The sequence below is a fragment of the Stenotrophomonas sp. KH_036_B genome (genome assembly GCF_057839485.1).
Genome location: NZ_CM174491.1, coordinates 3,433,342 through 3,446,116 on the forward strand (window position 1 = coordinate 3,433,342; position 12,775 = coordinate 3,446,116).

Genomic DNA, 12,775 nt, shown 5'->3' on the forward strand with positions numbered 1-12,775 from the left:
CGATGGCAGGCACCGACCCGGTAGCGCCGGCCGTTGGCCGGCCCTGCCCGCGTCGCGCGGGGTGTCTGTGGAAAACAGCGTCCGCCCAACCATGACCTCCCGCCCATGTGCGGCGCGGACAGGCTGCTAAGCTCGAACGCTTCTGCCCTGCTCCCCCGGAGTTCGCCCATGCGTCGCCGCGCCCTTGCCCTCGCATCTTCCCTCGCCCTGCTGGCCGCCCCGGCGTTCGCGGCGACGGGCACCACCACGCTGCCCCCGAAGTCGCTGGCCACGGCCGCCGAACTGCGCGAGCAGGCGCTCAAGGATGACACCGGCTGGAAGGTGGTGGAGTCGCTGACGACCGAGATCGGGCCGCGCATCGCCGGCAGCGAGGCCGATGCCCGCGCCGTGGCCTGGGCCGAAGCCAAGTTCAAGGCACTGGGCTTCGACAAGGTGTGGAAAGAACCGGTGACCTTCCCCAAGTGGGAACGTCGCAGTGAACAGGCCCACGTCATCGGTACGCATGCCCAGCCACTGACCATCACCGCACTGGGCGGCAGCCCGGGCGGCAAGGTGGAGGCCGACGTGGTGCGCTTCGCCGATCTGGCTGCGCTGCAGGCAGCGCCGGCAGGCTCGCTCAAGGGCAAGATCGCCTTCGTCGATTACCAGATGACCGCCTACCGCGACGGTCGCGATTACAGCAAGGGCGGCGCGGTGCGCAGCAAGGGCCCCTCCGAGGCGATCCGCAAGGGCGCCGTAGGGTTCGTGATGCGTTCGGCCGGGACCGATTCGCACCGCGTGCCGCACACGGGCATCACCCGCTTCGATGACGGCCTGACGCCGGTGCCGTCGGCCGCGCTGTCAGTGCCCGATGCCAACCAGCTGGCGCGCCTGGTCGCGCTGGGGCCGACCCGGATCACGCTCGACCTCGACTGTGGCTGGGACGGCACGGCGACCTCGTACAACGTGATCGGTGAGATCACCGGGCGCAGCCTGCCCAAGGAAGTGGTTGTGATCGGTGGGCACCTCGATTCGTGGGACCTGGGCACCGGTGCGATCGACGACGGCGCCGGCGTGGCCCTGACCATGGCTGCCGGCCATCTGATCGGCCAGCTCAAGCAGGCCCCGAAGCGCACCATCCGCGTGGTGGCCTTCGCCAACGAAGAGCAGGGCCTGTATGGCGGCAAGGCGTACGCCGAGGCGCATGCCAAGGATGTGGTGTTGCACCAGCTGGCCGCCGAGAGCGACTTCGGTGCGGGGCGCATCTATGCCTTCAACACCGGCTCGCCGAACCCGGAACAGTCGCGTGAGGCGACCCGCCAGATTGCCGAGGCGCTCAAGCCGCTGGGCATCGAGTACGCCCCGGACAAGGGCGGCCCGGGCCCGGACGTGGGCCCGCTGGCGGCCAAGGGCGGTGCGTGGGCATGGCTGGCGCAGGACGGCACCGACTATTTCAATCTGCATCACACCGCCGACGACACCCTGGACAAGATCGACCCGGCCGCCTTGGCGCAGAACGTGGCCGCGTATACGGTCTTCGCCTACCTGGCTGCGGAAGCCGATGGGAGCTTCGGCAGCGAAGCCAAGGCGACCACACCGCCGAACGAGTGACAGCGCGACGCGCTGTCACTCGCGGAGCGGACCTGTGTAGAGCGGACTGTTAGTCCGCTGCCGTTGATCCGCCGCCATTGATCCGCCGCCGTTGATCCGCCGCCGCCGATCCGCCAACGTCCCCCATCAACAGCAGCCGTCTAACAGACGGCTCTACCTGGGTTGGGCCACGCCCGGCATCAACAGCAGCCGTCTAACAGACGGCTCTACCGGGTTGGGCCACGCCCGGCATTTACGGCCGCCGTCCAGCAGACGGCTCTACCGGATGCGCGGTCCACACGCAGGTGGCGGGCCCTTGCTCCGTATCCGGGCGGTAGACCGGGTCCCGGCCCGCGCGCTTGCTCGCCTCATAGTCGCGCAACGCGGCCAACGCCGGCTTCTGCAGCAGCAGCAACGCGATGATGTTCAACCAGCACATCAAGCCGACGCCGATGTCGCCCAACGACCAGGCCACCGTGGCCGTGTTCAATGCCGAATAGAGCATGGCGCCAATGAAAGCGACCCGGAACAGCCCCATCGCGAGCCATGACGGACGATTGCGGCCCAGGTACACCACGTTGGTCTCGGCGTTGTAGTACAGCGCCAGGATGGTGGTGAAGGCGAACGGCAGGATCGCCAGGGCAATGAACGACTTGCCGAAGCCCGGCAACACCGACTCCACCGCGTGCTGCACGAAGGCCGGGCCCGCCTCCAGCGCTGGCACATTGGCGACCACCCATTGCGTCGGCGCGGCCGGGTCATACACGTTGTACGCGCCCGTGGACAGGATCAGGAACGCCGTGGCACTGCACACCACCAAGGTGTCGATGTAGACCGAGCACGCCTGCACCAGGCCCTGCTTGACCGGGTGCGAGACCTCCGCCGCCGCTGCAGGATGCGCACCACTTCCCATGCCGGCTTCGTTGGACAGCACGCCGCGGCGCACACCCCACTGGATCGCGGTACCGATCATGGCGCCGAACGCGGCATCCTGCCCGAGCGCACTCCGCACGATGAGGAGGAACATCTCGGGTACGGCGTCCAGGTTGAGCACCATCACCACGCCCGCCACCACCAGGTAGGCCAGCGCCATGAAGGGCACGATCACCTGGGCGACCTGCGCGATGCGGCGCACGCCGCCGAACACGACCAGACCCACGACCGTGCCGATACCGGCGGCGCTGACCCACCCGGGCACGGCCCACGCCTGGTCCAGTGCACTGACGATGGCGTTGGACTGGGTGCCCGGCAACATCAAGCCACACCCCACCACGGTGCTCAGCGCGAACAGCACGGCATACCAGCGCTGTCCCAGGCCCTTCTCGATGTAATAGGCCGGTCCACCGCGATACATGCCGGTGCCGTCGCGCTGTTTGTAGATCTGCGCAAGCGTGGATTCGACGAAGGCGCTCGACGCGCCCAGGAACGCAACGATCCACATCCAGAAGATCGCACCGGGCCCGCCGTAGGCGATCGCTATCGCCACACCGGCGATGTTGCCCACCCCTACGCGACTGGACAGCGACAGGCTCAATGCCTGGAACGAGGACACACCGGATGCCGAGCTGCGGCCCTGGAACATGAGCTTGAGCATGTCCGGCAATCCGCGCAGCTGGATGAAGCGGGTGCGTACGCTGAAGTACAGGCCGACCACCAGGCACAGGGTGACCAGCATGGGGCTCCAGACGATGCCCAGCACGCGGGCAACGATCTCTTCGATGTTCATGATCCGCTCCTTGCCGGCATCAGAAGAACATCCCCAAGGCGACCTGGGGATTGATGTAGCTGCCGGTGTTGCGGCCTGCGACGGTGAACTCGACGCCGGCGATCAACCCGACATTCGGGCTGAAGTGGTACTGCACCGCAGGGGCGAGGGTGAGATTGCGGCTTCCCGGCAGGCGCAGGTCGATCCGTTGCGCCGAACCGTCCTCGGCCGGCGCATAGCCGCTGATGTGGCGATCACTCTGGCGGCTGGCGGCGACCTCGAACACGCCGACCCAGCGTGAGTTGACGCTGTACTCGCCGGCCACGGAGAGGCCCACCAGCGACCCGGGCGCGACGTTGCCGCGGAACCCTTCCGGCGTGCCGTAGACGCTGTTGTCGTTGAGCGCCACGCGGGCCGGAGCCGGGCTGGCGCTGAGCTGGCCGCGCCAGCGCAGCGGGCGTCCGTTGGGCAGCCACAGCACCTGCTGCACGCCCAGGCCGAAGGTGGTGCGCTGCACGCCATCGCCCTGTGCGTTGAGTGGATTGCCGCCAATGCGGTCATAGCTGCCGGTGGCATAGCGCTGGCTCAGCGACACCGATACCGCCGGGCGCGACCCGTCCTCGTTCGGCGCCTGCAGCAGGTACTGGATCATCGCCGTGGTATCGCCGGCGCGGAACCCGCGGCTGCGCTCGGCGCCGGTCTCGGCACGCGCGGCGCTGAGGTTGACCTGGGCAGTGACGCGCTGGCCCAATCCGTAGGCAATCGGAACGACGGTCAACCACGCGCTGCTGCGCGCGGCGCTGTCGTGGCGGCGGCCTTCACCGTCGAAGTAGCGGTCGCTGTCGATGCGGATCAGGTACGGCTCGACATAGGCGTGGCCCTTGGGCATGCCGGCCGGGTTCGGCGTGATCAGCGGGCCGGTGAAATTGACACCGTCCAGGCTGTGCCCGGTGGCAGCGGCGAGTGCAGGCGCGCACAGGCCGACGATCAGGGCGAGAGGAATCAGGCGCGGGGAGCGCAGCGCGGTGGGCGTCATGGTGAGTTTCCTTGGTGGCAGTAGTGATGCGGCAGGCCAGCCCGCCGCAGGGGCAATCTGCACACGAAGCACCAAGGGAAAAATCGGTAAATCCCGCGACTATTCGAATGTGTGAACCAACGCACGCACCAATGAGCGCATCACGCCATAGGCAGCCCTCACTCCATAGATAGCGTGCGTAGCGCCTGGTTTTTCAATACATTTCGGCAATGAAGATGGGGTGGCGGATGCGGCACGCACACGCGATTCAACGCAACCGCATGTCGCAAGATGCCTGCACAAAAAAAAAGCCCGGCCACACTGGGCCGGGCTACCGGGATTCATCACACCCCACGCGGTGAGCGACACGGACAACCGTGATCCGGACAACGGCGCCGCACTGGGTGGGTGTCTCTCCTCACCTACACAGTACAGCGCCGATTTGCACTGTGACGCAGCGCCAAAGCTCGCCACAATGCGAAAAATCCGAATCGACTGTAGTCACCTTTTCATTGGAGCAGTCGATCACACCACGAGGCGCCGCGCGCGCATGCGCTGCCCCCGGTCAAACAGCGAGGTCAGCAACGGCAACGCCGTTACCCACCCGCTTATCTCGTCTGCTGCGCGTACCAATGCGACAACAACACCGCCGTTGCCGATGCCACGTTGAGGCTTTCCACCGCGCCGCTGCCGGGAATGGATACCTGCAGGTCGCAGGCCTGCGCCAACGCGCGGTCCATGCCCTCGCCTTCGGCACCCATCACGTACACCAGCCGCGCCGGCAGCGCACTGGCGAACAGGGTGTCGCCGCCCTCCACCAGGGTGGCGGCCAGGCCGAAACCGGCGTCACGCAGCGCGTCCATCGCCTGCGGCACCGCCGGCAGGCGCACCAGCGGCACCGCCTCGGCACCGCCTTCGGCCACGCGCGCGGCCGCGCCGGACAGGGCCAGCGTGGCCTCCGGCGGCAGCAGCAGGCCGGCCACGCCGAAATGCGCGGCCGAACGCAGGATCGCGCCGAAGTTGTGCGGGTTGCCTACGCCGTCCAGCCACAGTGCGAGCACCGGCTGGTCGGCGGGCAGGCCGGCCAGCCACGCATCCAGCGCCAGCATCGGCGCGCGCAGCACGTCGGCCACCACGCCCTCGTGGTGGGTGGTGGCGGCCAGCTTGTTGAGATCGCCCTCCTCCACCACGCGGTAACCGACCCGGTTGGCCACGCACCACTTCAGCAGCGGCTGCAGGCGCGGGATCAGCGCCTCGGCCAGGTACAGCTTGCGCAGCGCCTGCGGACGGCGTTCGAACAGCGCCTGCACGGCGTTCCAGCCATACAGGCGCAGCTCGTCGTTGCCACGACCCGGCGGCGGCGGCGGGCCGCCATCACGGGGCGGCAACGGGGTCGCCCGCGGCGGCCGTGCGGACGGCCGGCGGGCATTCTTCCAGGGATCATTCACTACGGGACGGCTCCAGCTTGCGGTTACGCCAGAAATCGGCGTTCTTGATGCCCAGGGCATCGGGGTCGAAGGTCGGATCCAGGCCGAGCTTCTTCTGACGTTCGTAGTCGCGCAGGGCCAGCATTGCCGGCTTCTGCACGATCAGGATGGCGACGATGTTCAGCCACGCCATCAGGCCCACGCCGATGTCACCCAGTGCCCAGGCCATCTTGGCATTGTGGAAGGCACCGAACACGACCATGGCGATGATCCCCAGGCGCAGCGCGAGCACGGTCAGCGGGCGCTTGCGGTTGTTGTTGAGGTAGCTGAGGTTGGTTTCGGCCATGTAGTAGTAGGCCATGATGGTGGTGAACGCGAAGAAGAAGATCGCGATGGCCACGAAGCCCGAGCCCCAGCCCGGCAGCACGGTTTCCACCGCCGCCTGGGCGTAGCCCGCGCCTTCGGCCACGCCAGCCAGGCCGGCGAACACCGGCTCGGCACCGGCCACCGGCGAATACACGTTGTAGGTGCCCGCGGCCAGGATCAGGAACGCGGTGGCGGTGCACACCATCATGGTGTCGAAGTAGATCGCGAAGGCCTGCACGTAGCCCTGCTTGGCCGGGTGCGAGACTTCCGAGGCGGCGGCCGCGTGGGGACCGGTACCCTGGCCCGCTTCGTTGGCGTAGATGCCGCGCTTGACGCCCCACTCCACCGCCAGGCCCATCATCGCGCCGAAGGCGGCATGCGCACCGAAGGCGCTGCTGAACACGGTACGGAACATGTCCGGCACGCGATCGTAGTTGAGGATCATGATGACGATCGCCATCAGGATGAAGCCGGCGGCCATGAACGGCACGACCACTTCAGCGAAATTGGCGATGCGCTTGACGCCGCCGAAGATCACCACGCCCAGCAGCAGGGCCACCACGACGCCGATGCCCAGCTTGAATGCCTGCACCGTCTCCATGCCCATGAACTGGCCATCCAGCGGCCCGCACAGGGCGCCGCCACGGCAGGAATTGATGATGCTGTCGGCGATGGCATTGGCCTGCACGCCCGGCATCAGGAAGCCGGCGGCCACGATCGTCGCCATGGCGAAGGCCATCGCATACCACTTCAGGCCCATGGCCTTTTCGATGTAGTACGCCGGGCCACCGCGATAGCGGCCTTCGGCGTCCTTGGTCTTGTATATCTGGGCCAGGGTGCACTCGACGTACGAGGTGGATGCGCCGAGGAAGCCCATCACCCACATCCAGAAGATCGCGCCCGGGCCGCCGAAGGCGATCGCGGTGGCGACACCGGCGATGTTGCCGATACCCATGCGGCCGGCCATGGACATGGCCAAGGCCTGGAACGACGACACACCGGCTTCGGACTTTTCGCCCTGCACGGTGAGCCGGCACATCTCGAAGAACCCGCGCAGCTGCATGAAGCGGGTGCGCACACTGAAGTACAGGCCGGCGGCCAGGCACAGGAAAATCAGCGCCTTGCTCCAGATGATGCCATTGATGAAATCAACTACTGCTTCCACGCGCTCTCTCCAGTCGGCGGAAAATGAAGGACGTCCCGTCGGCTGGAAGGGACCGGGTCGATTCTCCATCATCGCGGGCCAACCCGATAGGGCCGATCTCTCACGCCGGCCGTTGCGCCACGACCAACGGTCGGGACGAAGGCCGGCGGCCCTCAGGGCAGCCGGTCGCGCACGCGGGCGAACCGCCGCAGATCGTGCAGCTGCCCGCGCTTGAAGACGGCGGCACGGGCCGTCCCTTCCTCCACGAACCCGTTGCCCAGCAGCACCCGGGCCGAGCCCTCGTTGAACGCGAGCACCTCGGCCTGCAGCCTGAACAGGCGCAGTTCGTCCATCGCCCACGGCGCGAAGAGGGCCACTACGCGCGACATCCAGCCCTGCCCCCAATAGGCGCGACCCAGCCAGTAGCCCAGCTCGGCCGCATGCGCGCGCTCGGCCACGCCCGGCAGGGCTCCGATGCTGCCGCAGGCCGCGCCATCGATCTCGATGGCCAGGCTGAGGGTACTCGGCGCCAGGATCCGCCCGCCCAGGAAGGCTTCGCCGTCTTCACGGGTATACGGGAACGGGAAGCGGTCGCGCAGGCCGCGCGAGACCGCTTCATCGTTGGCATGCCGCAGCAGCGCGTCCAGATCGTCGCCGCGCCAGGGGCGCAGCACGAACCCGTCACCCTGCAGCCGCGGCAACCCGTCAGGCATGCCCACCCACCGACGGCGTGTCGGCCTCCTGCTGCTCAAGCTCGCGGGCCACCGCTTCGGGCGACCGCGTGTACGGCGCCAGCAGCGCATAGAAGGCCGGCACCACGAACAGCGAGAGGAAGGTGGACACGGTGACGCCGAAGATCACCACGATGCCGATGGTGCCGCGGCTGGCCGAGCCAGGTCCGCCGGCGACCACCAGCGGGATCGCGCCCACCACGGTGGCGATGGAGGTCATCAGGATCGGACGCAGGCGCACCATCGCCGATTCAACAATGGCCCGGTGCACATCGCGGCCTTCGTCGCGCAGCTGGTTGGCGAACTCGACGATCAGGATGCCGTTCTTGGCCGCCAGCCCGACCAGCATGACGATGCCGATCTGGCTGAACAGGTTGATGGTGCCCCCGCTGACATACAGCCCCAGCAACGCGCCGAGCACGCCCAGCGGCACGGTGAGCATGATCACCAGCGGATGGATGAAGCTTTCGAACTGCGCGGCCAGGACCAGGTACACCACCAGCAGCGCCATGGCGAAGGTGAGCAGCACCGCGCTGCCGGCGTTCTGGTACTCGCGCGATTCGCCCTTCCAGTCGATCTGCGCGTGCTGCGGCAGTTCCTCGCGGGCGGTCTGCTGGGCCCAGGCAATCGCCTCACCCAACGGATAGCCCGGCGCCAGGCCGGCGGTGATGGTGATCGAACGCAGGCGGTTGAAGCGGTTGAGGTTGCCCGCTTCGGCCACTTCGCTGAGCGTGACCAGGTTGGACAGCGGCACCAGCTCGCCGTTGGTGGCGCGCACGCGGATCGCGGCCAGGTCGTCCGGGCTGGCGCGCCCGTCGCGGCCGGCCTGCACCAGGACGTCGTACTCCTCGCCGTTGTCGACGAAGGTGGTGACGCGGCGCGACCCCATCATGGTTTCCAGCGCCGAACCAATCGCGGTGACCGACACGCCCAGGTCGGCCGCACGCTGGCGGTCGATATTCACCCGCATCTGCGGCCGGGTTTCCTTGTAGTCCGAATCGGGACCGACCAGGCCGGGGTTGTCGGCCATGCGCTCCAGCATGCGGTCGCGCCACTGCGCGATTTCGGCGTACTCGGGCCCACCCAGCACGATCTGGAACGGCTGGCCCTGGCTGCGGACCAGGCCACCACCGACCTGGGTGCGCACGCGCACGCCACGGATGCCATCCAGGTCCTTCTGCAGCTCGGCGGCCACGTCGGGGGTGGCGGCAGTGCGTTCGCGCCACGGCTGCAGGAACACGCTGATGCGGCCGGTGTGCATTTCCTCGCTGGCCCCGAAACCACCGGGCACGCGCGGGTTGGCACGCACGATCGGCTTGTCGTTGCCGACGAAGCCGGCCACGACCTTCTCCACCTGCTGCACCTGGGCAACGGTGTAGTCGTAGCCCGCGCCTTCAGGGCCGTCGATCATGATCTGGAACGAGCCCCGGTCTTCGGCCGGGGCCAGCTCGGAGGGCAGCACCTTGAGCAGCAGCGCGCTGGCCAGCAGCGACAGCAGCATGACCACCACGTAGATCCAGATGCGACCGACATGCGCGTCGAGGAAGCGCCCGTACGCGGCAGAGACGCGGTCCAGGTTGCGGTTGATCAACCCGTGCAGGCCCTTCGGCGGCTGGCCGGTATGCGGCTTGAGCAGTTTGGAGGCCATCATCGGGGTCAGCGTCAGCGACACGAACGCCGACAGCGCCACGGCGGCGGCGAGTGCAACCGCCAGTTCGCGGAACAGGCGGCCGGTGTTGCCTTCCAGGAAGCCGACCGGCAGGAACACCGCCACCAGCACGGCGGTGGTGGCGATGACCGCGAACGCCACCTGCGCGGTGCCGCGCTTGGAGGCGACCAGCGGCGGTTCGCCCAGGTCGATGCGGCGCTGCACGTTCTCCACCACCACGATCGCATCGTCCACGACCAGGCCGATGCACAGCACCAGCGCCAGCAGGGTCAGCAGGTTGATGGAGAAACCGAAGGCGTACAGGGCGATGAACGCGGCGACCAGGCACACCGGCACGGTCACGGCGGGAATCAGGGCGGCACGGAAGCTGCCGAGGAACAGCCAGATCACCACCAGCACCAGCAGCATGGCTTCCACCAGCGTGGCGTAGACGCGGTCCACGGCGGCTTCGATGAAGGTGGTGTTGTCGAACGCGACGAAGATGTGGGTGCCTTCAGGCAGGGTCTGCCCGACCCGCTCGGCCTCGGCGCGCGCGGTGCGCGCCACGTCCAGCGAGTTGGCGGTGGAGGTCTTGACGATGCCCAGGCCGATGCCCGGCTCGCCGTTGCTGCGGTAATACGCGCGGCGTTCGGACGAGGCCAGTTCGATCTTGGCCACGTCGCCCATGCGCACCACATAGCCGTCGGCGCCCTTGCCCAGCGGAATGGTGGCGAAGTCTTCGGGCTTCACATAGTTGCGCTCCACGCGCAGGGTGAAGTCGCGGTCGGCCGATTCGATGCGGCCGGCGGGCAGTTCGACGTTCTCGTTGCGCAGCGCGGTTTCCACGTCACCGACGGTGAGGCCGCGCGCGGCCAGCTGGTCGCGGTCCAGCCAGATGCGCATGGCATAGCGCTGGCGGCCGCCGATGCGCACCTGGGCCACGCCGTCGAGGCTGGAGAAGCGATCGACCACGTAGCGGTCGGCGTAATCGCTCAGCTCCAGCGTGTCCATGCTGGAGGAGGTCATGTTGAACCAGATGATCGGATCGGCGTCGCTCTCGACCTTGGCGATTTCCGGCGGGCGCGCTTCCTCGGGCATGCGGTCGGCCACGCGGCTGACCGCGTCGCGGACGTCGTTGGCGGCCGCTTCGATGTCGCGGTTGGAGGTGAACTCGATGCTGACCTGCGAGCGGCCGTTGGAGCTGCGCGCGTTGATGGTGTCGATGCCCTCGATGCCGGCCAACGCGTCTTCGAGCACTTGGGTGATACGGCTTTCGATGACGGCGGCGGAGGCACCGGTGTAGTCGACGGAGACCGAGACGATCGGCGGGTCGATCGCGGGCAGTTCGCGCAGGGTCAGGCGGGTGAACGACATGATGCCCAGCACGACCAGCAGCAGGCTCATCACCACGGCAAAGACCGGCCGCTGGATGGAGATGTTGGAGAGCTTCATCCGGCAGTGCCGGTGGGGGCCACAACGGCGGTCGCGCCGGTCGGGGCGCGGACGGTGCCTGCGGGCGCGGGGTCGGTGGCCTTTTCAGCCGGCGCATCGGCCGGGGGTGCCGCAGGAGACGCGGCAGGCGCGGGCGGCGACGGGGTAGCTGCCGGCGCGGCACTGTCATTGACCTTCAGACCAGGACGCAGCTTGCCAGTGCCGTCGACGACGATGCGATCACCGGCCTTCAGTCCTTCCCGGATCTCGACGACGCCGGAGCGGCGCGCGCCGCTGACCACGTCGAGGCGTTCGACGGTATGGTCGGCCTTGACGCGGAACACGTACGAATCGCGCCCGACCTGGACCACGGCGATCTCGGGAATCACCACGGCCTGGCGTTCCGGGCGGAACATGTGCACGTCGAGCAGCATGCCCGGGCGCAGGGCGTGGTCGGCATTGATGAAGTCGGCACGGACGGTCACGGCACGGGTGCCGGGATCGACACGGGTGTCGATGGTGGCCACCTCGCCCTCGAAGGTGCGCCCCGGGTAGGCGACGCTGGTGGCGCTGACCTTGTCGCCGTTGGACAGCGAGGCCAGCTCGGCTTCGGGCACCTGGAAGTCGACGTGCATGCGCTCGATGTCGTCGAGGGTGGCGATGACGGTGGTCGGTGTGACCAGCGACCCCTCGCTGACCTGGCGGATGCCGAGCACGCCGGCGAACGGCGCGCGGACGCGGCGATCGCCGATGTCGGACTGCATTTCACGCACGCGGGCGTCGGCGGCATCGCGGATGGCGCGCTGGGTATCGAGGGTGGCGCTGGCGACAAGCTGCTGGGCGGCCAGTTCGCGCTGGCGCTTGTAAAGCTGGTCGGCTTCGGCAAACGTGGCCTGTGCCTGGAGCAGAGCGGCTTCCTGGGCCTGGCCGCGCAGGGTGACCAGCGGGGTACCGGCAGAGACCTGCTGGCCGCTCTCGAAGTGGACGGTCTCGATGATCTCGCTGACCTTGGCGGTGATGGTGACCGACTCTCGGGCCTTGGCGGTGCCGAGGGCCTGGAGGGTGTCGCTCCATGCGGAGGTCTGCACCACCTGGGTGGTCACCGGCACAACGTCGGCGCCCTGTCGGCGGCCGCCGTCCTCCTTGCTGCCACACCCGGCCAGGATGACCAGGCCGAGGCCAACGGCGATGCGCGCGGTGATGCGTCCCAACATGAAGATGAATCCCTGGTATTCCACGACCGCCAAGTGTAGCCATGGGTTGCGTCAGGCATATGTGCCAAGCGTTTACCGGCGCCTTCACATTGCCGGGTTACACGCGCAACCCCTTTCGTGCTGGGGCATTGCGGGTGTGTAACGGCGTGTGTCAGCGAATGTCGGATTACGTCGTTGGTCAGCGGCAAGGTCAAGGTCAACTGCAAAAGCGCTGCGTTTCCATTGCGACGGGCTGGGGAGGCCGACGGGTGGCCCCGCTCCGGGACACGCCGTAAACCCATCCATGGGGGCTTGGCGAAAACATCCATGTTTTCGACAGTCCCTACGGGGGCCACCCGCCGGCCTCCCCCGACAGTTGGCTGCGTGGGGTGGGAAAGAGCAGACACGCATGGCGTATCCCTACGCGTGTAACAGCTCGCCGTGGCCGGGGTTTTGTGCTCTCCCATGGCCACCGGCACACTGTCTAAGGGTCGGCGGGGGTGGGTTTGCGGGACCGTAGAAAACATGGGCCCGGCGCATGCGCCG

General features: G+C 67.9%; 8 protein-coding genes. 1 reads left to right on the top strand and 7 read right to left on the bottom strand.

Going from position 1 to position 12,775, the window contains the following annotated elements; translation table 11 throughout:
- Positions 1–168 precede the first annotated feature (168 nt).
- Complete coding sequence (locus AC3ITN_RS15290) at positions 169–1,590, top strand: M20/M25/M40 family metallo-hydrolase (protein WP_489391057.1); 1,422 nt, start codon at positions 169–171, stop codon at positions 1,588–1,590.
- Between the two features lie 232 nt (positions 1,591–1,822).
- Here AC3ITN_RS15290 and AC3ITN_RS15295 read toward each other — a convergent pair whose 3' ends face one another.
- From AC3ITN_RS15295 to AC3ITN_RS15325, 7 genes are all read right to left on the bottom strand, one after another.
- On the bottom strand, positions 1,823–3,295 hold the full coding sequence (locus AC3ITN_RS15295; protein ID WP_489391058.1) for an alanine/glycine:cation symporter family protein: 1,473 nt from the start codon (positions 3,293–3,295) through the stop codon (positions 1,823–1,825).
- A 19-nt stretch (positions 3,296–3,314) separates the two neighbouring features.
- Positions 3,315–4,310, bottom strand: a complete 996-nt coding sequence (locus tag AC3ITN_RS15300; RefSeq protein ID WP_489391059.1) for a hypothetical protein — start codon at positions 4,308–4,310, stop codon at positions 3,315–3,317.
- 587 nt (positions 4,311–4,897) lie between these two features.
- Positions 4,898–5,737, bottom strand: a complete 840-nt coding sequence (locus AC3ITN_RS15305; protein WP_489391060.1) for a TrmH family RNA methyltransferase — start codon at positions 5,735–5,737, stop codon at positions 4,898–4,900.
- Positions 5,730–7,247 carry an alanine/glycine:cation symporter family protein gene (locus AC3ITN_RS15310; RefSeq protein WP_313347995.1) on the bottom strand — a complete coding sequence of 506 codons (1,518 nt, stop codon included), beginning with the start codon at positions 7,245–7,247 and terminating at the stop codon, positions 5,730–5,732. The genes AC3ITN_RS15305 and AC3ITN_RS15310 overlap by 8 nt, the downstream gene beginning before the upstream one ends.
- A 152-nt stretch (positions 7,248–7,399) precedes the next feature.
- On the bottom strand, positions 7,400–7,939 hold the full coding sequence (locus tag AC3ITN_RS15315) for a GNAT family N-acetyltransferase (protein ID WP_489391061.1): 540 nt from the start codon (positions 7,937–7,939) through the stop codon (positions 7,400–7,402).
- Positions 7,932–11,057, bottom strand: a complete 3,126-nt coding sequence (locus tag AC3ITN_RS15320; RefSeq protein ID WP_313347997.1) for an efflux RND transporter permease subunit — start codon at positions 11,055–11,057, stop codon at positions 7,932–7,934. The genes AC3ITN_RS15315 and AC3ITN_RS15320 overlap by 8 nt, the downstream gene beginning before the upstream one ends.
- Positions 11,054–12,250: an efflux RND transporter periplasmic adaptor subunit gene (locus AC3ITN_RS15325; protein ID WP_489391062.1), complete on the bottom strand. Its 1,197-nt coding sequence runs from the start codon at positions 12,248–12,250 to the stop codon at positions 11,054–11,056. Before AC3ITN_RS15325 ends, AC3ITN_RS15320 begins: the two co-directional genes overlap by 4 nt.
- Positions 12,251–12,775: the final 525 nt, after the last annotated feature.